The sequence below is a fragment of the Pseudomonas sp. R5-89-07 genome (assembly GCF_003851685.1).
Classification (GTDB): Bacteria; Pseudomonadota; Gammaproteobacteria; order Pseudomonadales; family Pseudomonadaceae; genus Aquipseudomonas.
This window is the reverse complement of sequence record NZ_CP027727.1, coordinates 738,886-759,791: the sequence shown is the minus strand read 5'-3', so window position 1 is coordinate 759,791 and position 20,906 is coordinate 738,886. Positions and strand designations below refer to the sequence as shown.

General features: G+C 62.0%; 22 protein-coding genes. 11 read left to right on the top strand and 11 right to left on the bottom strand.

Translation table 11 applies throughout. From position 1 onward, the window contains the following. The first annotated feature begins 13 nt into the window (after window positions 1-13). The gene (locus C4J94_RS03275; protein WP_124384958.1) at window positions 14-1,696 is read left to right on the top strand and encodes a ShlB/FhaC/HecB family hemolysin secretion/activation protein; all 1,683 of its coding nucleotides are present in this window, start codon (window positions 14-16) and stop codon (window positions 1,694-1,696) included. Between the two features lie 105 nt (window positions 1,697-1,801). Here C4J94_RS03275 and C4J94_RS03270 read toward each other — a convergent pair whose 3' ends face one another. Genes C4J94_RS03270 through C4J94_RS03260 form a run of 3 tightly spaced genes read right to left on the bottom strand, consistent with a single transcriptional unit; the run spans window position 1,802 to window position 2,682 of the window. After that, complete coding sequence (locus C4J94_RS03270; RefSeq protein ID WP_124384957.1) at window positions 1,802-2,206, bottom strand: response regulator; 405 nt, start codon at window positions 2,204-2,206, stop codon at window positions 1,802-1,804. Between the two features lie 59 nt (window positions 2,207-2,265). After that, window positions 2,266-2,457 (bottom strand): Flp family type IVb pilin, encoded by a 192-nt coding sequence (locus tag C4J94_RS03265; protein ID WP_124384956.1) that lies wholly within the window; start codon window positions 2,455-2,457, stop codon window positions 2,266-2,268. Between the two features lie 27 nt (window positions 2,458-2,484). Next, on the bottom strand, window positions 2,485-2,682 hold the full coding sequence (locus C4J94_RS03260; RefSeq protein WP_124384955.1) for a Flp family type IVb pilin: 198 nt from the start codon (window positions 2,680-2,682) through the stop codon (window positions 2,485-2,487). A 325-nt stretch (window positions 2,683-3,007) separates the two neighbouring features. On the opposite strand from C4J94_RS03260, the gene cpaB reads away from it, so the two are divergent. The 8 genes from cpaB to C4J94_RS03220 are packed head-to-tail and all read left to right on the top strand — an operon-like array spanning window position 3,008 to window position 10,426. Beyond that, on the top strand, window positions 3,008-3,937 hold the full coding sequence (cpaB, locus tag C4J94_RS03255) for a Flp pilus assembly protein CpaB (protein WP_124384954.1): 930 nt from the start codon (window positions 3,008-3,010) through the stop codon (window positions 3,935-3,937). Window positions 3,938-3,952: 15 nt separating this feature from the next. After that, window positions 3,953-5,173 (top strand): type II and III secretion system protein family protein, encoded by a 1,221-nt coding sequence (locus C4J94_RS03250; protein WP_124384953.1) that lies wholly within the window; start codon window positions 3,953-3,955, stop codon window positions 5,171-5,173. After that, window positions 5,170-6,366 (top strand): pilus assembly protein, encoded by a 1,197-nt coding sequence (locus C4J94_RS03245; RefSeq protein ID WP_124384952.1) that lies wholly within the window; start codon window positions 5,170-5,172, stop codon window positions 6,364-6,366. Before C4J94_RS03250 ends, C4J94_RS03245 begins: the two co-directional genes overlap by 4 nt. Continuing rightward, window positions 6,363-7,625, top strand: coding sequence for a CpaF family protein (locus C4J94_RS03240; RefSeq protein WP_124384951.1), 1,263 nt, complete (start codon window positions 6,363-6,365; stop codon window positions 7,623-7,625). The genes C4J94_RS03245 and C4J94_RS03240 overlap by 4 nt, the downstream gene beginning before the upstream one ends. 18 nt (window positions 7,626-7,643) lie before the next feature. Further along, window positions 7,644-8,525: a type II secretion system F family protein gene (locus C4J94_RS03235; protein WP_124384950.1), complete on the top strand. Its 882-nt coding sequence runs from the start codon at window positions 7,644-7,646 to the stop codon at window positions 8,523-8,525. Between the two features lies 1 nt (window position 8,526). Further along, on the top strand, window positions 8,527-9,420 hold the full coding sequence (locus C4J94_RS03230; protein WP_124384949.1) for a type II secretion system F family protein: 894 nt from the start codon (window positions 8,527-8,529) through the stop codon (window positions 9,418-9,420). 11 nt (window positions 9,421-9,431) lie between these two features. Further along, window positions 9,432-10,154, top strand: a complete 723-nt coding sequence (locus C4J94_RS03225; RefSeq protein ID WP_124384948.1) for a tetratricopeptide repeat protein — start codon at window positions 9,432-9,434, stop codon at window positions 10,152-10,154. Between the two features lie 2 nt (window positions 10,155-10,156). Then, window positions 10,157-10,426 (top strand): DUF3613 domain-containing protein, encoded by a 270-nt coding sequence (locus C4J94_RS03220; RefSeq protein ID WP_124384947.1) that lies wholly within the window; start codon window positions 10,157-10,159, stop codon window positions 10,424-10,426. A 129-nt stretch (window positions 10,427-10,555) separates the two neighbouring features. Here the strand turns inward: C4J94_RS03220 and C4J94_RS03215 are convergent, their stop codons facing one another. Further along, a complete protein-coding gene (locus C4J94_RS03215; protein ID WP_124384946.1) occupies window positions 10,556-11,329 on the bottom strand; it encodes a response regulator transcription factor in 774 nt (257 codons plus the stop codon). Window positions 11,330-11,455: 126 nt separating this feature from the next. Then, window positions 11,456-11,929, bottom strand: a complete 474-nt coding sequence (locus tag C4J94_RS03210) for a prepilin peptidase (protein ID WP_124384945.1) — start codon at window positions 11,927-11,929, stop codon at window positions 11,456-11,458. Window positions 11,930-12,001: 72 nt separating this feature from the next. Here C4J94_RS03210 and C4J94_RS03205 point away from each other — a divergent pair, with 72 nt between their 5' ends. Further along, window positions 12,002-12,442 carry a TadE/TadG family type IV pilus assembly protein gene (locus C4J94_RS03205; protein ID WP_124384944.1) on the top strand — a complete coding sequence of 147 codons (441 nt, stop codon included), beginning with the start codon at window positions 12,002-12,004 and terminating at the stop codon, window positions 12,440-12,442. Continuing rightward, on the top strand, window positions 12,439-15,171 hold the full coding sequence (locus C4J94_RS03200) for a PAS domain-containing sensor histidine kinase (protein WP_124384943.1): 2,733 nt from the start codon (window positions 12,439-12,441) through the stop codon (window positions 15,169-15,171). The genes C4J94_RS03205 and C4J94_RS03200 overlap by 4 nt, the downstream gene beginning before the upstream one ends. Here the strand turns inward: C4J94_RS03200 and C4J94_RS03195 are convergent. The 6 genes from C4J94_RS03195 to C4J94_RS03170 all read right to left on the bottom strand — a co-directional run bounded on the left by C4J94_RS03195 (window position 15,168) and on the right by C4J94_RS03170 (window position 20,810). Beyond that, on the bottom strand, window positions 15,168-17,150 hold the full coding sequence (locus tag C4J94_RS03195) for a pilus assembly protein TadG-related protein (protein ID WP_124384942.1): 1,983 nt from the start codon (window positions 17,148-17,150) through the stop codon (window positions 15,168-15,170). The two genes, C4J94_RS03200 and C4J94_RS03195, sit on opposite strands and share 4 nt — an antisense overlap. A 98-nt stretch (window positions 17,151-17,248) precedes the next feature. Continuing rightward, window positions 17,249-17,806 carry a DUF4136 domain-containing protein gene (locus C4J94_RS03190; RefSeq protein WP_124384941.1) on the bottom strand — a complete coding sequence of 186 codons (558 nt, stop codon included), beginning with the start codon at window positions 17,804-17,806 and terminating at the stop codon, window positions 17,249-17,251. 45 nt (window positions 17,807-17,851) lie between these two features. Continuing rightward, window positions 17,852-18,454 carry a DUF4136 domain-containing protein gene (locus tag C4J94_RS03185; protein WP_124384940.1) on the bottom strand — a complete coding sequence of 201 codons (603 nt, stop codon included), beginning with the start codon at window positions 18,452-18,454 and terminating at the stop codon, window positions 17,852-17,854. 24 nt (window positions 18,455-18,478) lie between these two features. Beyond that, on the bottom strand, window positions 18,479-19,228 hold the full coding sequence (locus C4J94_RS03180) for a methyltransferase domain-containing protein (RefSeq protein ID WP_124384939.1): 750 nt from the start codon (window positions 19,226-19,228) through the stop codon (window positions 18,479-18,481). Then, window positions 19,221-19,529: a MazG-like family protein gene (locus C4J94_RS03175; protein WP_058423592.1), complete on the bottom strand. Its 309-nt coding sequence runs from the start codon at window positions 19,527-19,529 to the stop codon at window positions 19,221-19,223. Before C4J94_RS03175 ends, C4J94_RS03180 begins: the two co-directional genes overlap by 8 nt. A gap of 132 nt (window positions 19,530-19,661) precedes the next feature. After that, window positions 19,662-20,810, bottom strand: coding sequence for an integrase core domain-containing protein (locus C4J94_RS03170; RefSeq protein ID WP_124384938.1), 1,149 nt, complete (start codon window positions 20,808-20,810; stop codon window positions 19,662-19,664). Window positions 20,811-20,906 lie beyond the last annotated feature (96 nt).

Below are 20,906 nucleotides of genomic sequence, written 5' to 3'. Positions count from 1 at the left end.
CATGGAGTGTCCTATGCGCGTGTTTACGCCGTTGTTCTTGCTTACCCTCAGCGCTTATGCCCAGGCCGAGGCCCTTCCCAGCTTTCTCAACAGCAACGACACCATCCGCACCTTGCCGGTCCCCAACCTGCCCGCCGACGCCTACCGACCGGCCACGCCGCAAACCCAGGTACCGCAAGCGCCGCCCACTGCGGGCCAGCCACTGTTAATGGATACCAAGGTCACCATCCGCAAGCTGCAGATCGAAGGCGGTACGGTCTACCCGCTCACCGAGACGGCCCAGGCCTACGCAGCGTTGATTGGCCATGAGACCAATCTTGCGCAACTGATCGAGGCCACCCGCGGCATCACCCGGCGCTACCAGCAGGACGGTTACCTGTTGTCCTACGCATTCCTGCCACAACAGAACTTTGAAAACGGCCTGGTCCGCGTGGTGCTGGTGGAGGGCTACATCAAGGACTATCAACAAACCGGCGACATCGGTTCGGTGTCGGCCTATGTCGACAAGCTGGCGCAAAAGTTGGTGGCCGAACGCCCACTTACGCGCAAGACCTTCGAACGCTACACCACGCTGATGAGCCGCATCCCCGGCCTCACTGTACAGGCACAAGTGCCGCCGCCAGGCACCACCGATGGCGCCACGCACATGCAGATCCAGGCCAGCCGCAAACCCTTCACCACCAGCATGAGCCTGGTGCAGAAAAGCCGTGGCGGCACCCAAGCCTTGCTCAGCGCAACCAGCAATTCTCAAACATCTCTGGGCGAACAGCTGACGCTCAGCGGCCTGTTCCCGCCCGGCGAGGACAAAGAGCACTACTACCGTGTGGACTACAACCAGTTCATCAATGCCGAGGGCACCCAGCTGGCGCTCGCCGCCGAGCGCTATCGCGCCGACCCCCACAGCAGCGTGCAACTGGACGGCGGCTTCGAACTCAAACCGCACCAGTCGATCGATCGCTATTCCATCGGCCTGAGCCACCCCTTCATTGCCTCGCCTACCGAGTCGCTCAGCCTGGGCACGCGCCTCTACGCAGTGGACCAGACCACCCGCTATAAACTGGTGGGCTACCCGCTGCGCTTCGATATCGAATCCAACCTGCGCGCCCTGGCCGTCGAGGGCGACTGGCGCAAGGCCGACGCCCGACAGTTGCGCATCCTCAGTGGCGGCCTGTATCAAGGCATCGACGGTTTGGGCGCCAAGGCCCGCAGTGACCTGGACGTGGCAAAACCTGACCTCGACTTCTTCCGCCTGCGCCTGTCCGGCGTGCAGAGCGACAAGTTCTTCGACAACTGGCAAGGCGTGCTTTCCGGTGCGCTCTACTGGAGCAATAACACCCTGCCCGACAGCGAACGCGCCACGTTCGGCGGGCAGAACTTCGGCCGTGGCTACCCCGATGACCAGGGCTCGGGCGACAAGGGTTGGGGCGTGGCGTACGAGGTCAACTACAGCTTCAACCGTGCCGGCGACTGGGTGAAGGTGCTGCAACCTTACGTGGTGCTCGACCGCGCCAAGACCTGGTTCAACGACCTGCCGGTCAAGGCCAGCGACATGTCTTCGGCGGCGGTGGGCCTGCGCTTTGGCGACAGCAAGTACTACAACATCGCCCTGGAAGCCGCCAAGCCAATGTCGGACATCGCCCTGGACAGCTTCAACCGGCGGCCGCGTTATACCTTGAGTTTCAGTTATCAGCTCTGAAGCCCATCCTTGTAGGAGCGAGCTTGCTCGCGAAGAATGGCAAGACGACGCGGGGCGTCAGGACGCCCGCGTCATCGTTAACGTCCTTCGCGAGCAAGCTCGCTCCTACAACAGGAGCATTGTTTTGGGAAACAAACTGTTCAGCGTATCGACCAATCGCGGGAGGTAAATGGGCTTGCGAAACAGGTCCAGTACCTGCAGGCGCAGCATGTCGCTGACGTCATCCATCTCGGCATGCCCGGACATGACGATCACCGGCAGATGGGAGCGAGAGGTGTGTTCGCGCAAACGCTTGATCAGGGAAATACCGCTTTCCTCAGGCATGCGCAGGTCGGTAATGACCAAGGCAATATCGGGGTGAAAGGTGAGTTCCTGCAAAGCGAACGTCACCGAGGTAGCGGTAAAGCAAATGAAGCCCTCGTTCTCCAGCGATTCGGCCAGTTCAACGAGGGCATCTTCTTCGTCGTCCACCAGCAGGATCTGCTGGCGGGGGGATACGGCAGCATTCATGAGCACGACCTGATCTTACCCGTCAAAAACTAAAGGAATCGCGCAGTGCCGCCTGAGGGTCAGGGCTTGATGGTAGTTGTGATTTTGTCGAACAGCGCGGTGATCTGTGGGGACAGTGTAGTCCCGGCTGCCAATATCACCAGTGCGACGATTGCCACCAGAATGAGATATTCAATCGCCGTCGCTGCGTCTTTACGCTGGAAAAGCAGCCGAAGTTGAACGTGAAGCCTCATCAACATATCCAGGATCATGATCCTGCTCCTCGCATTCTGACTGGCCTAAGGCGCCGGGGTAATGGCGGTGGTGATTTTGGTGAAGAACGCAGTGATCTGAGGTTTCAAGGTGGTCCCGGCTGCCAGTATTACCAACGCCACGATCGCCACCAGGATGAGGTATTCAATCGCCGTCGCCCCGTCCTTGCGATGAAACAGCAACTGAAGTTGAACATGCAGTCGAATCAACAGATCAAGCAACATAGTGTGTCTCCTCTGGCGACCAAGCGCCCTATCCCGGTACCGCACAGTAATCGCGATGTGCCATCTGAGCATTGACAACAAAGCCCACCCTCACAACTGTAAGAAATGATTAGTCCTAAAGTAGTAGGTGCTTTTTTGACGCTGTAAATGCGTGTTTTCAAAGGACAGGTCCTACACCGTGAAGAAATCTTTCTGTCAGTAATGGCATTTTGTCCTAGCTGAACTACCTTCAAATAGCGAAATAGTTAGTCACTGTTCATAGCAGCCGGGTTGCGGAATTAGCCTGTTGGACGGGCTGTAGTGCAACAGGAAAAGGAGAGCCGTCATGAACACGCGTCTGAGCATGGTACTGGCCGGTGTGTTACTGGTCGGTGCGCTGTTTGCCGGTTACTGGGGGTTGGTGCTCAGCCGTGAGCCTGCTCCGGCGCCGCCACCGCCGCCAGCGGCTGCTCCTGTCGAAAAGGCCGTTGCCGTGGTGGAAGACCAGACCCGTCAATCGGTCGTAGTGCTGACTCACGATGTGCCCCCCTTCGTCGCCCTGAATGCCGCTGACCTGAGCATCGAGAAACTGCGCACGGCACCGACCGGCAGCATGAGCCGTATTGACCAGGCCGTTGGCCGCACGCCATGGCGGGCGCTCAGTGCAGGCACCTGGCTCAACGAGGAAAGCTTCACCCCTGGCGGGCCGCTGGCGCGCATGATCCGTGCCGATGAGCGCGCCCTGGCGGTTGCCGTCGATGAAGTGATCGGCGCGGCAGGCCAGTTGAGTCCTGGCGACTATGTGGACGTGCTGCTGTACCTGCGCCAGGACGCCGCCAACCCTGAACAATCGGCCCAGGTGGTGATCCCCGCGATGCGCCTGCTCAGCGTCGGCGACCAGATGGGCCTGACCAACGACGGCATCCCCGCCTCCCCTCCCGCGCTGACCGCCGAAGAGAAAGCCCAACGCCATGCCCCCTCGCGCACCGTGGTACTGGCAGTACCCGAACCGTTGCTGAGCCGGCTGATGCTGGCTACCCAGGCCGGCACCTTGCGCCTGGCCGTGCGCAGCGCCGACGAACGCCTGCTGAGCCATTACTGGGCCGGCGAAGGCGACGCACCGGGCAACCTGCAGAACGCGAACCGCGACCTTTATCAGTTCACGCAACTGGCCTTCGCCCAGGCACCTAAAAAAGTGGCGCTGAGCAACGCCCCGCGCCGCTCCGGCGTCGAGGTGATACGCGGCAATCAAGCAACCCAACAACCCCCCGACTGAACAAGGATGCTGTGCATGAACCGACGTTTCATACCGGTGTTCACGCTGAGAATCACCTGTGCGTTGCTGCTGTCGCACCTGTCCATCGGGCTGGCGATGGCGGCTGCGGGCAACTGCGCCAGCCTGGGTCAACTGCCTGCCGCGTTGTCGGTAGGCGAAGGCCTGCAACAGGAACTGCAATCACCGGTGGCGATCACGCGACTGGCCATTGGTGACCCGAAAATCGCCGACGTGCGCCTCAATGGCGACCGTGGTTTCCTGTTGACTGGCGTCGGCCCCGGCACCACCAGCCTGATGGTCTGGACCGCCTGCTCGGCCACCCCGCGCCAGAGCATGGTGTTCGTCAAGGGCAAGGCCAACACCGCCTTGACCAGCCTTTCGCTGTCGCCCGCCGATGACCCTTCGCTGCCCAGCCAGGTACAGACCGATATCCGTTTCGTCGAAGTCAGCCGCACCAAACTCAAGGAAGCCAGCACCAAGATCCTGGGCATCGGCAACAACTTCTTCCTGGGCAGCCCCAACTTGCTGTTCCCCACGCCAAGCACCTTCAAACTGCCGGTGAGCGCGGACAACTTCAACATCGGCTTTGGCGGTGGCCGCGTCTCGGCCATGATCAACGCCCTGGAGAGCAGCGGCTTCGCCTACACGCTCGCGCGGCCGAGCCTGGTTGCCATGAGCGGGCAAAGCGCAACCTTCCTCGCGGGCGGCGAAATACCGATTCCGGTGCCGAGCAGTGGCAGCGATAACATCTCGATCGAATACAAGGAATTCGGCATTCGCCTGACCCTCACGCCGACGGTCATCGACCGTAACCGCATTTCCCTGAAGGTGGCGCCGGAGGTCAGCGAACTGGATTACACCAACGCCGTGGTTCTCGACAATATCCGCGTGCCGGCCCTGACCATTCGCCGCACCGATACCAGCGTGTCCCTGGCCGATGGCGAAAGCTTCGTGATCAGCGGCCTGATCAGCAGCAACACCACCACCAACATCGGCAAGTTCCCAGGCCTGGGTGATATCCCGATCCTGGGGGCGTTCTTTCGCGATTCGTCGGTCAAGCGCGAGGACAAGGAGCTGCTGATGATCGTCACGCCGCACCTGGTACAACCGCTGGCGGCCAACGCCCAATTGCCGTCGTTGCCCGGTGAGAAAATGCGCAACTATGACCCGAACTGGTACCGCCTGTTCTTCCTGGAAAATGGCAATTTCGACCGACTCAACGGGTTGTCCCAATGAGCGATCATCTGAGCCAGACCTTTCTGGCAATCACCCGTAATACCACCGACCTGGAATGGCTGCAGGGCGCACTGGCGCCCCTTGGCCAAGTGGTCAGCGCCGGCAGTGGCACCCTGGATGAATTGCTGGCGCTGGTCGACGTGACCTTCGCCAACCTGGTATTCGTCGGCCTCGACCGCGAGCATCTGGTGGCCCAGAGCGCGCTGATCGAAGGCGCCCTGGAAGCCAAGCCGATGCTGGCCATCGTCGCCCTCGGTGACGGCATGGACAATCAACTGGTGCTCAACGCGATGCGCGCCGGGGCAAGGGACTTCGTCGCCTACGGCTCACGCTCCAGCGAAGTCGCCGGCCTGGTGCGCCGCCTGAGCAAGCGCCTGCCGCCGGTCGCCAGCAATACGCAACTGGGCGGGCTGTCGGTGCTGTACGGCACCCAGGGCAATTCCGACGGTGCGCTGCTCGCCAACCACCTGGCGCTGGTGGTGCAGAAGAGCGGCCAGCAAACACTGCTGCTCGATCTGGGCCTGCCACGCGGTGACAGCCTGGCGCTGCTGGGCCTGGAAAGCTCGTTCAATTTCGGCGATGCCCTGCGCCATATGCGGCGGCTTGACGCCACGCTGATCAACAGCGCGTTCACCTCTGCCGAAGACGGCCTGCGCATGCTCGCCTACGCGCCCAACGACGAGCCCCTGGAGCGCACCAGCGCCGCCGAGCTGTACATGCTGCTCAGCGCGCTGCGCCAACATTTCCAGCACATTGTGGTGAACCTGGTCGGCCAGCCGGACAGCGAAGCCCTGCGCACCTTCGTCAGCCATTGCGACAAGCTGCTGTGGTGCACCGACCAGAACGTACTGGACTGCCGGCGCAACCTCGCCGTACTGACCCAGTGGCGTGAAAAGGGCATGAAGCTCGACCACGCCAAACTGCTGGTCGATCGCTACATCAAAAGCTGCGCGCCGGACGCTGATGCGCTGAGCAAGAGCTTCGGCCTGGAAGTGATTGCGGTGTTGCCACTGAGCCCGGAGGTCCGGCTGAACGCCGAGAATCAAGGGCAAACCCTGTTTGCATTGGCTCCGCGGGAGGCGCTGACTCAAGCGCTGAGAACCCTGGGCGAACGCTTGGCGAAACGTTCCGAAGACACCGCCAGAAAAGCGCCCAGCCGCTGGTTGGAACGCTTGTTGGGAGCCGATAGATGATCAGTGAAAAACTCTTCGGCGCCCCCGCGCGTGGCCTCGCTGGCAACGCCGACCACGACGGCCTGAAGCTGGTGCTGCATCGCTACATCATCGATGCCATCGAAGAGTCGGGGAAAAATCTGCTGGAAGGCTCGCGCCAATCATTGGCGCAATTTGTCATCGACAAAGTGGCCGAGTACATCAACCGCATGCACCTGGCGATCTCGCGCTATGAGATGGAGCGCCTGGCCGAAGAAATCGTCGACGAACTCACCGGCTTCGGCCCGCTGGAAGTGCTGCTGCGCGACCCGTCCGTCACCGAAATCCTGGTCAATGGCCCGCACCGGGTGTTTATCGAGCGTGACGGGCTGCTGCACCAGAGCGACCTGCGCTTTATCGACGCCCACCACGTGGAGCGCGTCATGCAACGCATCCTCGCACCACTGGGGCGGCGCCTGGATGAGTCGTCGCCGATGGTGGATGCACGCTTGCCCGATGGCAGCCGGGTCAATGCGATCATCCCGCCGATTGCCCTGGACGGCCCCTGCCTGTCGATCCGAAAGTTTCGCAAGGACATGCTCAAAAGCAGTGACCTGGTGGCCATGCAGACCATCGACCAGAACATCTTCGACTTCTTCCAGGAGGCGGTGGGCAAGCGCTGCAATATCCTCATCAGCGGCGGGACCGGCACCGGCAAGACCACACTGCTGAATATTCTCAGCCAGTTGATCAACCCCCATGAACGCCTGGTTACCATTGAAGATGTGGCCGAACTGCAATTGGGTCACCCCCACGTGGTGCGCCTGGAAACCCGCCCACCGAATGCCGAGGGGCATGGCGAGGTCAAGGCCAGCGACTTGATCCGCAACGCCCTGCGTATGCGCCCCGACCGCATCATCCTCGGCGAAATCCGCGGCGTGGAAGTGCTTGATGTACTCACCGCCATGAACACCGGCCACGACGGTTCCATGAGTACCGTGCATGCCAACAATGCCGCCGATGCCCTGCTGCGCCTGGAAACCCTGGTGGGGCTGACCGGCCGCGCCGTCGCGGAAAAAACCCTGCGGCAAATGATCTGCGCGGCGCTCGACGTGGTGGTGCAACTGACGCGCCTGCCGGACGGTCGTCGCTGCGTCAGCGAAGTGGTCGAGGTGGTGGGCATCCGCGAAGACGTGTACGTGACCAACACCCTGTTTCGTCATGATCGGCGCACCGGCTTCGGCTTCCTGCGCGAGGCGGTCAACCCCGCCGGCGACAAACTGCGCCGCGAACCGGCCTAGCCCTGAGGAGAATCGAGCATGACCGGGGCCATCCTGCTACTCATCTGCGTGATGTTGATCGGCCTGTCGATTCGTTCCTTCCAGAATGGCTTGCGCCGTGCCCAGACCGAACGCGTGCTCGGCCGCCTCGCCGAAGGCCAGCCGCAGCTCGTGCAAGAGGCCGGTTCGTGGAGTGGTGTGGAACGCATGTTCCTGCGCGCCGGCCTGGGCAAACCCAGTGACAGCCTGGGGCTGTGGCTGGCCGTGTGGGGCCTGGGCGTGGCGCTGGGGCTGATGCTCGCCAGTTGGCCCGGCCTGGTGGTGATGCTGGTGTTGCCGCCCGTGCTGCTGCGCCTGTACATCGCCTGGCGCTACCAACGCCGGATCAAGCGCATGATCGAACAACTGCCGCAGCTGCTCGACCACACCGTGCGCAGCCTCAAGGCCGGGCGCACCCTGGCCGACGCGGTGCTGGGCGGTATCGAGGTAGCCGAAGACCCGCTGAAAACAGCCATGGGTCGGATCCAGCGCAACGTGCAACTGGGCGTCAGCCTGCCGGAGTCCGTCCATGACTTCGCCGAATTCTATGAGCGTGATGAATTTCGTCTGTTCGCCTTGGGCTTGAAGGTTAACCACCGCTATGGCGGCAACGCCAGCGAGCTGCTGGAGAACCTGATCAAGATGATCCGCGAGCGCGAGCAGGCTGCACGCCAACTGCGCGCCCTGACCGGTGAAACCCGGGTGACCGCCTACGTGCTCACGGCACTGCCGATTTCCATGGTGGGTTATTTCCTGGCGGTCAACCCCGCCTACCTGATGACCATGTGGAACGATGGCACCGGCCGCATGCTGTTATTCGTGGCCCTGGGCATGCAGGTGCTCGGCTGTTTCACCTTGTGGCGCATGTTGCGGAGTGTATGAGATGGCTATTTCGCTACTGATCAGCGCCGTGTTGTTTCTGACCGCCCTGGCGTTGGTACTGGCCAATCTGATCAAGCACCGGCGTGGTCAGCGCCTGGTTGCCCAACGCCTGCAGGGCCAGATGGGCCGCGAACACCGCCTCGGAGCAATGATGCGCCAGCTCGGCAACAGCCCGCTGGCGCAACGCTCGGTCAGCCTGGACAACGAAACCCAGACGCTGCTCAATCGCGTCGGTTGGCGCAAGGCCAGCCAGCGCTCGATGTTCGCCGCCTTCCAGATCGGCACGCCGGTGCTGCTGTCGATCATTGCCGTGATCGCTCAGCAGGTGCTGTTTCCCAAGAGCGACTCGCCATGGCTGGTGCCGCTGATCGCGCTGGGCGTCGGTTATCTGTTGCCCAAGCGCATCCTGGCCAGCGTGGCCAAGGCGCGTCAGCAGCGTATCGCCCAAGAGGTCTCGACCTTCATTCCGCTGCTGCGGATCCTGTTCGAATCGGGCATGGCGGTCGAACAGGCGTTGCGCGTGTTGAGCATCGAAGCGCAACGCCTGCTGCCGGCCCTCACCCATGAACTGCGGCTGATTCTGAGCCGAGTCGATTCCGGGCTGGAACTCAGCGAGGAACTGGGCACCACCGCCAGGCTGCTGGCCGTGGATGAGTTCACCGACACCTGCATCATTCTTCAGCAACTGGTGCATCAAGGCGGCGGCGCGATGAAGTCGTTGCTGGCGCTCAAGCAATTGCTCGATGACCGACGCCTCACGCGCATCCAGGAATTCGTGTCGAAGATGTCGGCGAAGATGTCAGTGGTGATGATGGTGTTTTTGTTTCCCGCTTTGCTGATCGTGCTCGGGGGGCCGGCGTTCATCGGTATCACCCGGGCGTTGAGTAATTTATAAGGAGCGTCCCGATGAAAGCCTTGATCGCCGGTTTGAGCCTGTTGCTGCTGGGGGGGTGCGCCACCAATGGCCAAACCCCATGGAGCGCCCTGACGGCCCCCGGCAGCTGCCCCAAGCCCAGCTCGGATCAGGAGCTGTCGTTGAACCTGGCCGATGAAATGGCCAACGACGGCAAGCTGCACGCCAGCCTGGCCAACCTGCAGGGCTTGCCGGCCGGTTTGCCCCAGGTCCGACTGCGCCAGGCCAAGGCTTATCGTTTGCTCGGGCGCAACGAGGCAGAGCCCCTTTACCGCAGCCTGCTCGGCACCTGCATGGCCGCCGAAGGCGAGCACGGCCTGGGGCAGCTGGCGTCGGCCAAAGGCGACAACGGCCAGGCCATGGCCCACTTGCAGCGCGCGGCGCGGCTGGCGCCCACCGACGAGAAAATCCGCAATGACCTGGGCGTGGTGTACCTCAATCAACTGCGCCTGGAAGACGCGCGCTTTGAATTCATGACCGCCATGGAACTCAAGCAGAACGACCCATTGGCAGCGATCAACCTGGTGACACTGCTGATCTATCAAGACAACTGGAAACAGGCCGCCCAAGTGGTCAGCCAGATGGGCCTGAGCCCCGAACACGTCACCGAAGCCCAGGCCCGCGCCGAAAAACTCAAGGCTTCACGCGCCCCAGCCGCCAAGGCCATGGACCAGATCGCCACGGTCGTTGACGCCAACAGCACCCCGAGGAACTGATGATGAAACTGCCCTGTCTCGCAAGCCTGGCCGTGCTCGCGCTCCCCTTGAGCGTCATGGCCATCGAGCCTGGCCCCTCTTCCCCACAGCAGGCCGCCACGGAGAACTGGCTGACCTTGCAGATCAGTGGCAGGGCCGCGTCAACCACGCCACAGGCAGCGTCCGCCACCGAACGCGACGTGGCCGCCCAACGCTGGGTGGAGAGCTTCAAGCATGAGATCCCGGAATTTTTCGAGCAGAAAGTCGGTGGGAAAACCGAGGGCGGCAACTGAGCAAGCAAAAATGTAGGAGCGAGCTTGCTCGCGAAAAACTCACAGGCGCCGCGTTCATTCAGCAAGCACGCGCTAACGTCGACGTTTTTCGCGAGCAAGCTCGCTCCTACATCATTACCCCGTCGCCTCTCAGTGGGCCGTCACCCGCTGGCGCATCGCCGAGTTGTTCGGCGACAACGCCAGGGCCAGCTGCGTGCGGTTATGCATATGGGTCAGCCGCAACACTTGCGAAACATACAGTTTGACGGTGTTCTCGGTGATGCCCAGCTCGCAGGCAATCTGATAGTTGGTCTGCCCCTTCCCAACCAGCCTGGCCACATCCAGCTGGCGCGGTGACAGCTGGTTGAAGATCGCCGGAATTTCCACCGACCCGGCTTCTTCCGTCGAGGCCTCGTCACCCTCCGGACTGCGGCGCACTTTATCGAGGTCCTGGTACAGGTCGTTGATCGATTCGGAAAGAAATTGCAGCTTCTGGTTCAGGTTTCCCAGTTGCAGCTCTTTCTTGCGCTCCTGCAACGCCGCCTCCTGACGCTGCAAGCCTTCTAGCAACTCCTCAAGGTTGATCGGCTTCTGGTAGTAGTCCGCGATACCGGCGCGCAGGGCCTTGATCACGTCCTGCTTGTCGGCGCGCCCGGTCAGCATGATCGCCTCGAATACCCGCTGCCTACCGGCAACCTTTTGCAGGGCCTGGACCAGCTCGATGCCGTCCATGCCCGGCATATGCAGGTCACACAGCACCAGCCCGATCTCGGTATCTTCGCTGAAACGCTTCAAGGCTTGCTGGCTGGACTCACACGGGACACAACGGAACCCGCTGCTTTCAAGAAATTCACACAGCTCTTCCACGATCAGCGGCTGATCATCGACCACGAGCACTTTTACTGCAGAGATAAGCTTGTTCACGCGCTACTCCATGCCTGGCAAGCCAAAAGATTGACCCATCCTTAACCGCGAATATTCCTACACAACGCTTCATTAAACGTAGACGTACTTTCCGACTATGTACATAGCGTTAATCCCCTGTGACGTTTAATGGATCCAAAACCAGACCAGCGTGAATCCCGCCAGTAAGAAGGGCGCGAACGGCAGCTTTTTTGACGGTCCAGGCAGCAGGTGCCCGAGGCACGCAATAAGCCTTTGACTCATAAGCGGCCAGAGCTTTGGCGCCAGCAACAGCCAGAGCACATTCGCCACCGCAGCGCCGATAAACGACCACAACAGATAGTCGGCATCCGACACCAATGCCAAGGCCGCGAGCAACTTTACGTCCCCGGCGCCAAGGCGGCCCAAGGCGTAGCCCGGCAAGGTCAACAGCAGCGCCAGGATAAACGCCCACAGGCCCTGACCGATGGAGGCCCCGAGCCAGGTGCTGCCGGTGCAGAACAGGTAAACCCCCGCCAACACCGCAACCCCCAGCGTCAGGCGATTGGCGAGCAATCGCTGCCGCGTATCCTGCACCGCACATATGCCCAGCCACAACAGCACCACCGCACCCTGGATCACGTAAAAAACATCCCTTTTCGCCGAATGATTCTATGCTGATATCAAGTAGTAGCCGTCAGGGTAGACGCGGTGATGAAAACTAGCCTCCCCAACCAGCAAAAAGGCACCGCCGCGATTGAGTTCGTGGCCGTGTTCGTGATGTTCTTCGCCGTGTTCTACGGCATGGTCAGCTATAGCCTGCCACTGCTGTTACTGCAGTCGTTCAACCAGGCCACCGCCGAAGCCGTGCGCCTGAGCGTGGGGCTCGACCCGGCGATGCAGGATTACGGCACTGCGGTGCAAACCACCGCCAAAAGCGCGATCACCAATCGCCTGCGGTGGATCCCTAACGCGTATAAATTCGATGCTGCGACCCAGGTCAACACCAGTTTCGTTAATGGCCTGCTGTCGGTGCAGATCAACTATCCCTCAGCCAACCTGCAGGCGGTGATGCCCTTTATTGTGCTGCCCGGCATTGGCAGCGTGCCGCAGTTGCCAGTGACCCTGCAGGCCCAGTCGAGCCTGCAGTTTTGACCTCCGGGGACAAACTGTTCGGGCGCTTGCTCGGCCGTGGCGGCGCGCTGGCCATCGCGCCCGCTGCGCCGCCTTCGGCCGGTTTGCAGGTGCACTTGGATGCACACGGTCAGGTGCTCGATATCAGCGGCACACTGCGCTCACAACTGGCGCCCCATGCCGAGGCGTTGCCGCTGCAAGCCTTGCTGTGGCCCCACAGCGCCCTGATGATCGAGGGCGTTCCCGCCGACTGGCAGCGCCATAGCCTTGACCTGGATTTCCAGGGCATCGGCGGGCAAGTCCTGCACACCCGTGGCACCCTTGAGCCCTGCGAGCAGGGGTGGCGGCTGCAGGCGGTAGACATCGGCGATTTGCTTGACGGTCGGCAACTGGCCGAACAGCGCGAACAGAATCAGCAGTTGGCCAGCCAGGTCAGCGAGCAACTGCGCGTGTGCAGCCTCAGCCGACTGCCCGAGGTGTTCAACGAACAGCTGTGCAGCGTGGCGCAGCGCTGGAAAATCCCCTGTATCGCCCTGGCGCTGCTCGATCAGGAGGATCAGGGCTGGGTGGTCTACAGCCAATACGCCCAGCATGACGCGCCCTTGTTCTGGCACCCCGGCCAGCGGCTCGGCACCTGCCTGGACAGCCTCAACGGCACCACGCCATTGAGCCTGCAAGCGCCGTACGGTCGCGGTGAACACCCGCGCTTGCACAGTGTGTTCGGCAATGCCGATGGTTTCCTGGTGCCCTACCGAGATGGTCAGGGCGTCGCCGCGTGGCTGCTGTGCGGGGCCTACAGCGGCCACCCCGACACCCGCGAGCGTGACTGGCTGAACCTCGCCGCCGCCCTCGCCGCCCCGCTGCTCAGTCGCCTGCGCGAACACCGCCATCACTTGCAGCTGGAACGCCAGGAAGCCCTGCAGGGCTTGCTCGGCACCGGCTGGTGGGAGTTGCTGCCCGACAGCGGCGAGATCCAGCTCGCGCCGCAATTGATGCGCAACCTGGACCCCGAAGAAGGTCCGACCCGGCAAGCCCTGGACTCCTGGCTGAACCTCATCCACCCCGCTGATCGCCAGGAATTGCACAGCCGCCTGCGCGACCTGCAAGCCCTCGGCAAACCCTTGCTGACCAGCGTGCGCCTCAACCGTGGCGACAGCGACCAGCCGCCCACCTGGTACCGCGTGCAGGGCCAGGTGCTGGGCGCGGGTGAGCAGCGCCGCTGGATCGGCTTCATGCTCGATATCAGCGATATCAAGAACCAGCAACTGCAAGCCGACGCCGCCCGCGCCCGGCTGGACAACCTGATCGCCAGCTCACCGGCGGTGATCTACGTGCAGCGCTACGTCAACGGCGCCCTGCAACCGGTGTTTTTCAGCGACAGCCTGCTGCCGCTGCTGGGCCGCACGCTTGCCGAATGCAACCACGACAGCCTGGTGCAATGGGTCCACCCGCACGACCGTGACCTGTACTTCCAGCGCACGCGCCAGCTGTTGCGCGAAGGCAGCGTGCGCAGCCGCTATCGGGTGCAGGATAAACAGGGCGATTACCACTGGCTGCTCGACGAGGCCAAGCTGCTGCGCGACGACCTCGGCCTGCCGGTGGAGGCGGTCGGGCTGTGGCTGGACGTCACCGACGCCACGCTGGCCGCGCAGCAGGTCAAGGACAGCGAGGAGCGCTACCGCATTCTCGTGGAAGACTCGCCGGCGATGATCTGCCGCTACCGCCCGGACCTGACCCTGACCTTCGGCAACACGCCCCTGGCCAATTACCTGGAGTGCCTGCCCGGCCAATTGCCCGGACTGAACCTGGGCCACTGGCTGTCGGCCGAGCAACGCGCAGCCTTTGTGCTGCGCATCGAGCAACTGACGCCCGAGTTTCCCGTGAGCACGGCGGAAATCAGCCTGCAACTGCCCGGACGCGAGCATGCCTGGTGGGTGTGGTCAGACCGTGGCGTGTTCGATGAACGCGGCAATCTGCTCGAAGTGCAGGCCGTGGGCCGCGACAACACCGAAGTGCGCCGCTCCCAGCAACAGCTGACACAAAGCGCGAAAATGGCCACCCTCGGCGAAATGGCCACTGGTCTCGCCCATGAGATCAACCAGCCGCTGAACGTGATGCGCATGGCCATCGTCAACGTACTCAAGCGCCTGGGCAATGGCGACGCGCAAATCGACTACCTGACGGAGAAACTCCAGCGCATCGACGCCCAGGTACAACGCGCCGCGCGGGTGGTGGACCATATGCGCGTCTTCGGCCGCCGCTCGGAAGTCGAGCAGCAGCCCTTCGACCCGGCGCAGGCGGTGGAAGGCACCTTGTCACTGCTCAGCGAAGGCCTGCGCGGCAAGGGCGTGGAGGTCAAACTGACCCAGGCGGATATTCCCGTGCAGGTCACAGGCTACGCCGACCAGTTGGAGCAAGTGCTGATCAACCTGATGGTCAACGCCCGCGATGCGCTGTTGAGCCTGAAGGAACGGCACCCAGACCTGCGTCCGTGGATTGCCGTGCATACCGAACACGACAGCCGTCACGTACGCATCTGGGTCGAAGACAACGGCGGCGGGATTGACCCGCGCCTGCTGGAACGCGTCTTCGAGCCGTTCTTCACCACCAAGCCGATTGGCGTGGGCACCGGGCTGGGCCTGTCGGTGAGCTACGGCATCGTCGAGAACATGGGCGGCCGCCTCAGCGTCAACAACGGTGAGCATGGCGCGCGGTTTTGCGTGGAACTGCCCAGGGCTACCGAGGTTTAAATCACCAGATAGGCCTCGCCGCTCTGGCCGCAGCTCAGGTTGGCGCCCACCGTCACGTTTGCCAGGCTGATGCCGAGGCTGTTCAGCAGGTTGTTGAGGATTGGGTTGAGCAATGGGCTCAGGGCGTTATTCAACACGGGCGTTATCAGGGCGCTGACGCCGCTGAGCAACGACACCGTGTTGCCGACCAGGCTGCCCAATGGGTTGTTGCCCACCGGTTGATAGGCGCTAATGCCGACGCCATTGAGCGCAGCAGAAAGGCCACTCACCAGATCAGTAGCCGGCACGGCCGCCTGATAACTGGGCGCAAGCCCCACATTAGGCGGAGTGGCGAAGGGCGTGGAGCTGGAAAACACCAGGTTCTGCTCACTGTTGCTTCCTGCGATCGTGCTTTGCACGTTGATCGCTATACCGCCGCCGGCAAACGCCACACGAGTATCGCAACTGCCGACACCGAGGATCTTATGGCAGGTCTTGACGCCGATATCCACCAGCGGCAGGGGTGCCACGCTCATTGGCTGAGTGGAGGAAAACGCGTTGCTGATGTTGCCGACATTCAGCGACGCGATGGAGCTGATGGTATGAGCAGTCAGGCTCTTGGTGCCCGCGCTGCCTGTCGGGCAGGTGTAGCCAGTGACATAAGTGCTGGCGCCGCCGGCATCCAGCACGATCTTGAGCGGCACATTACCCGGCAGCGCAATGATGTCCAGTTGTTGGCAACCGGCGCCCAGCAGGCAAAAAGCCGAGTTGATCGTAGTGACCAGGTTCAAGCTCAGCAGGCCGTTGAGCACCGGCGTCAGCGGCCCCACCAAGTCGTTAACCGCAGTGGTCAAGCCGGACACACTGCTCAGCACCGGCAAACTCAGCGTTACCTGAGTGCGCAATTGCGCGGTACGCACATAGATTTTATTCGGGCCCAACGGGTTCGCTGCCGCGAGCATCGGATTGCCAATCGCGGACAGCTGCGGCGGCTCGATCACTTTGATCTGGGTGGTGATATTGGCCAGCCCTAACACGCTGATGGGCAAGGTCGCCGCCGCCGCGCTCTGGCTGCCGGATAGCAGCACCACGCCTTGAATCAATTGGAAGACTTGCAGGTTGGCATTCAGCGCAGCGGCGGTGGTGCCGGTCTGCACCTGCAGGATTTTGCCGAGGGTCAGCGGCACCGGGCTGGTCGCCCCTGCTTTGATAGTGCCCAGCGCGGTCACCGCATCGACCGTCAGCGGGTTGCTGCCCAGCACGGTAATCGCCGCTTGCAGCAGTTGCGAGGCGGTCGCCGTGGTGTTGAGCAACTGGGTGTAATCACCCGCGGTCACGTGCAGGTCCAGGGCCAGTTGGTCGAGGTAGCTGAGCAGGTTGATGTTGCTGTTGAGCAAGCCATTCCAGCCGAGCACCGACACATTCACCGCGCCGCCGAGCAGCCCGCTGAACACCGCGTTCAGCATGCCGGCACTGGCGCTATCGACGCTGACCAGGGTGCTCTTGATACTCAACTGAGCCATCGGCGGCGTAGGTTTGGCCGCCACTGCCTTGGCGGTCAAAAGGGTATTGAGACTGATCGGGTTACCGGACACCAGTGACCAGACGCCACCGGCGACGCTGGTGGTGACGGTTTTGCCGACCACCACCTCGATCGCCGATGACACGGCGGGGTTGGCCGTGAACAGGCGCTGGCCGGACGCACCGGTGGTGACGGCACCGCAACGGGTGGCCAGGGTGTTGCCGCTGCCCACGACAAACTGGTTACGTGCCACGCTTTGCGCCGCAAACGCCGCCGCGCTCAAGCCGGCTGCACAGCTACCGCCACGGCTGACCGCTTCCAGCGCCGCCGTGTCCGCCACCCCTTGCAGCCTGCGCTTTTCCAGGTAAAGCCGACCGCTGTCTACCGCCAGCAAGGTGAACGCCAATACCAGCGCCAACACACTGGCCGCCATCAAGCCGACGGCGCCGCGCTGCTTGCCATGAAGTCGGGGAGACATCGAGCACTCCTGTGCCGGCGAGTTGCCGAGCGCTTACTCTCCTGAGGGTATCGATGAGTGTAGACGCGCTGCCTGCGCAGCGCTTTTACAGAGCACGATCAGTGCGGCGGGTAGTTCGAGAGGATTTTGCTAACAGTGCTACGAATGGCGTTGCTGCGGTCCTGCGGGTTCGGCGAGCTGGCCATGATCTGCTCGTCGCTGCCGCGCCACACCAGCTTGCCGTCCTTGCCGTCGAGCAGGTCGATCTGGAGGGTCGCCACCTTGTAGGTGATGTTGCGCGTTTCGTTGTACATCGGCGCGCCCCAATAGCCATTCCACGGCCCGCCCCAGGCGCCGCCGTAGTTGGTGGTGACTTGCTGCTGGCGGTCTTCGACGATCAGGTAGGCCTGCACGTTCAGGTCGGCACGGGTGCCGGGCTCTGCGGGGCGCAGGCCGCGCTGGTCAAGCTGCTCGCCCACGGCCTGGCGGATACGTTGCTCGGTGAGGTCGCTCTTGATGCGCGGGTCATCCGGGCGGTATTGCAGCGCCGGGTCTTTCCAGGCCCAGTGACGGTAGGCGCCAAAGTCGCGGCTGGCGTCGAAGTCATGGTTGACCTGGTTGCTCTGGCAACCGCCCAGCAGCAGGACAAATGCAAGCGTAGCGATACGACGAAACATGGTGGCTCTCCAACGATCGATCCGGGCTTTAGATGAGAATAGCTGTTAACGCGCAGGATACGCCGCCATTGCCTTCTGCACCGCCTGGCGCAATGCATCCGCCCGTTCACTCAGGCTGCCCTGGCTGCCCGTTTCCGCGCTGGCGCTCCACACCGGCTGGCCGGTACGGGCGTCGAACAGATTGACCCGCACCACCACTACCTGCACTTCGTAGGTACGCACCACCGGCACCGAGTTGTACATGCCGTAGCCATTGCCATAGCGGTTGTAGCCGCCATAACCGTAGCCATAGTCGTCCTGCACTTGCCGCAAACGCTTCTCCAGACGCACATCGGCGCTGACCAGCAGGTCGGGCGCGCGATTGTCATGCAGCGGCCGCAGACCGCGCTGGTCCAGTGCACCGCTGACCGCTTCGGCCACCTGGGCCGAGTCCGCCCAGGCGGTGCCGGCCGGCAGTTGGCCGTTGCGCCACGCCCAGTTGCGATAGGCGCCGTAGTCGCGCACCGGCGCCGGGTACGCACTGGCATCAAAGGTGCTCGCCGCCTGGGCCGGGGCCGGCGGCATCGGCGCCGAAGCAGCCACATAAGGGTTGGGGCTGGAACAGGCCCCCAGCCCGAGAGACAACAGGATCAAACAGAGACGACGCATTTCGACCTCCGCAGGCTGGGCCGCTTAAACCGGACGGCATATCCAGTGCAAATAACGCCCAAGTCCGGCAAAGCTTGGGTGACGACGGTGAGCGAGCTCCATCTCCAGCAAATCCTGCAGGTCGGCGCGCGCCTGGAATTCCACCGGCATATAGTCGTGGAACACGCGCACGCCGCTTTGGCTTTCGACCTGCCAGAGCCCGTCGAGTTGCGCCGCCAGTTCGCGAGGGTCCAGCGGCTGTTGCGGCGTGAGGCTCTGCTTTTCGCCGGCCATGTCGTTCTTGCGCATCTTGCGAAAGTGGCCCTTGAGCAGGTTGCGGTAGATCAGCGCATCGCGGTTGTAGAACGCCAGGGACAACCAGCCGCCGGGCCGCGTCAACTGGTGCAGCACCGGCAGGATCGCATGGGGTTCGGCCAGCCATTCCAGCACGGCATGGCACAGCACCAGGTCGTAGGGTTCGGTGAGCTGGCCGAGCAGGTCTTGCCAGGGCGCATGGATGAACGTGGCGCTCTGACCGGCTTCGGCAAAACGCTGGCGTGCGCCTTCGAGCATGGGCTCGGCGGGCTCGGCCAGGGTCACCTGATGGCCACGTTCGGCCAGCCACAACGACATATGCCCCAACCCCGCGCCGATATCCAGCACGCGCAGCGGGCGGTCGGGCAAGGCTTCGGTAAGGTCGGCCTGCAACACGGCCAGGCGAATCGCGCCCTTGGCGCCGCCATAGATCTTTTCGGCGAAACGCGTGGCCAACTGGTCGAAATGCCGGTCACTCATGGGCAAACCGCCGTTCGCTGTCGGCCAGTTTGGCGCGCACGACTTCGTTCATGTCCAGGCCCAGCTCGCTGCACAGCAACAGCAGGTACAGCACGATATCGCCGACTTCCTGGCCGGCGTGCGCCAGCTTATCGGCGGGCAATTGGCGTGACTGGTCTTCGGTCAGCCATTGGAAGATCTCCACCAGCTCGGCCATTTCCACACTGGCGGCCATGGCCAGGTTTTTCGGGCTGTGGAACGGCTTCCAGTCGTTGGTATCGCGGATGCGGTGCAGGCGTTCGGTGAGGTGTTCGAGGTTCATTGGGGGCTCCTGAATGGGTATAGCTTCAGGGGGATGGGGATTGAAGGCAAGTGAATAGCGGTGGGGGTCTTGAGGACGCCATCGGGGTGTAGAACCGTAGACATCGTTTACATCTGAAACCGGGGACATCGTTTACACATTTGAGGCCTGGACGCGGGTCATACCTCGCCCAAGCCTCCCCAGGGGATAATCACACAGGTACAAATCCCAAACATCATCTTCAACTTCTTTGAGTCCTATCCTTTCCCCAGATAGTGCCTCGCTGACAAATAACAACTTGCCGTTCCATTTGATCGATCCGTCCTGTCTGACGCTGCGAACCCTCATTTCTGCGGGATACTCCACATCGGGCAAACAACCTGGGTAAAGTCGGGTAGACGGCACATATAGGTCTCCCGGACGTTTCATGCCGAGGGCTTCATGAGGGCGTACGTAATTGAACTCATGCCTGAAATGCTCCAGCAAAAGCTGCTGCTCGACTAAGTTTTTCCCTATGGGCAGCTCAAGTTTCAAACTACGGTGCATTCGCTCATGGCGACCATTCTGGGCGGGTCTTCCTGGCATGGTGCGCTCCGGATAGATGCCCAGACGAATCCACCAAACTGCCAATGTGGACATTCTTGCCAGACCCGGAGAGGCGAACGGAACCCCGTTGTCCGAACGGATAACTTCCGGCATGCCGTACTCCTGAAAAAGCCTTTCAAATGCTTGTTTTACTGGCTGGGTCTTGATCTGGGGATGGGCCCTGCACGCCAGAATCATCCGGGACGCGTGGTCTGTAACGGTCAAAGGGAAGCACATCTGCGCGTCAAGCATCTTGAATTGCCCTTTGTAATCAGCGCACCAAGTCTTGTTAGGTTCGTTGGCCTCTCGCATTTCTGCCTGGGAAATACTGTGCCGGCGCTTGAAACGTCGTTTGTTGACGAGCCCAAGTCGATCAAGCCACTGGCCCGCTGTACTTGGAGAAGGCCAGGCGACGGAAGGATCTTCAAGCCGTAATAGTTCGAGAAGCTTCTTAGGCCCCCATTTATCGTGGGCCTCCTTCATCGCCACCACACGAGCCAAAATCTCGTCGTCGGTTTTATTTGGGCTGTTGTGAGGTCGTCGGGACAGCTCGGATAAGGACTTTAAATCACCGTTGTGCCGGGCAATCCATTTGTCGACCGTAGGCCGACTAACGTCAAAGCGACGTGCCAACTGGCTTTTGGTGTAGTTGCCGGAAAGCCAGTCGGCGACCAGTCTGATTCGTTGATTCATCGGAGACTCTTGGTTCCAGGGCATGATCAGTTACCTCCTGATCATGCGTATTAACCTGTAAACCATGTCCCCGGTTAGAAATGTAAACGATGTCCCCGGTTTGTACCGGGGCAAGCCCCC

Coding starts and splice junctions, on each gene's coding strand:
- C4J94_RS03275 (WP_124384958.1), top strand. CDS start 14: ATGCGCGTGTTTACGCCGTTGTTCTTGCTTACCCTCAGCGCTTATGCC.
- C4J94_RS03270 (WP_124384957.1), bottom strand. CDS start 2,206: ATGAATGCTGCCGTATCCCCCCGCCAGCAGATCCTGCTGGTGGACGAC.
- C4J94_RS03265 (WP_124384956.1), bottom strand. CDS start 2,457: ATGATCCTGGATATGTTGATGAGGCTTCACGTTCAACTTCGGCTGCTT.
- C4J94_RS03260 (WP_124384955.1), bottom strand. CDS start 2,682: ATGTTGCTTGATCTGTTGATTCGACTGCATGTTCAACTTCAGTTGCTG.
- cpaB (WP_124384954.1), top strand. CDS start 3,008: ATGAACACGCGTCTGAGCATGGTACTGGCCGGTGTGTTACTGGTCGGT.
- C4J94_RS03250 (WP_124384953.1), top strand. CDS start 3,953: ATGAACCGACGTTTCATACCGGTGTTCACGCTGAGAATCACCTGTGCG.
- C4J94_RS03245 (WP_124384952.1), top strand. CDS start 5,170: ATGAGCGATCATCTGAGCCAGACCTTTCTGGCAATCACCCGTAATACC.
- C4J94_RS03240 (WP_124384951.1), top strand. CDS start 6,363: ATGATCAGTGAAAAACTCTTCGGCGCCCCCGCGCGTGGCCTCGCTGGC.
- C4J94_RS03235 (WP_124384950.1), top strand. CDS start 7,644: ATGACCGGGGCCATCCTGCTACTCATCTGCGTGATGTTGATCGGCCTG.
- C4J94_RS03230 (WP_124384949.1), top strand. CDS start 8,527: ATGGCTATTTCGCTACTGATCAGCGCCGTGTTGTTTCTGACCGCCCTG.
- C4J94_RS03225 (WP_124384948.1), top strand. CDS start 9,432: ATGAAAGCCTTGATCGCCGGTTTGAGCCTGTTGCTGCTGGGGGGGTGC.
- C4J94_RS03220 (WP_124384947.1), top strand. CDS start 10,157: ATGAAACTGCCCTGTCTCGCAAGCCTGGCCGTGCTCGCGCTCCCCTTG.
- C4J94_RS03205 (WP_124384944.1), top strand. CDS start 12,002: ATGAAAACTAGCCTCCCCAACCAGCAAAAAGGCACCGCCGCGATTGAG.
- C4J94_RS03195 (WP_124384942.1), bottom strand. CDS start 17,150: ATGTCTCCCCGACTTCATGGCAAGCAGCGCGGCGCCGTCGGCTTGATG.
- C4J94_RS03190 (WP_124384941.1), bottom strand. CDS start 17,806: ATGTTTCGTCGTATCGCTACGCTTGCATTTGTCCTGCTGCTGGGCGGT.
- C4J94_RS03185 (WP_124384940.1), bottom strand. CDS start 18,454: ATGCGTCGTCTCTGTTTGATCCTGTTGTCTCTCGGGCTGGGGGCCTGT.
- C4J94_RS03180 (WP_124384939.1), bottom strand. CDS start 19,228: ATGAGTGACCGGCATTTCGACCAGTTGGCCACGCGTTTCGCCGAAAAG.
- C4J94_RS03175 (WP_058423592.1), bottom strand. CDS start 19,529: ATGAACCTCGAACACCTCACCGAACGCCTGCACCGCATCCGCGATACC.
- C4J94_RS03170 (WP_124384938.1), bottom strand. CDS start 20,810: ATGCCCTGGAACCAAGAGTCTCCGATGAATCAACGAATCAGACTGGTC.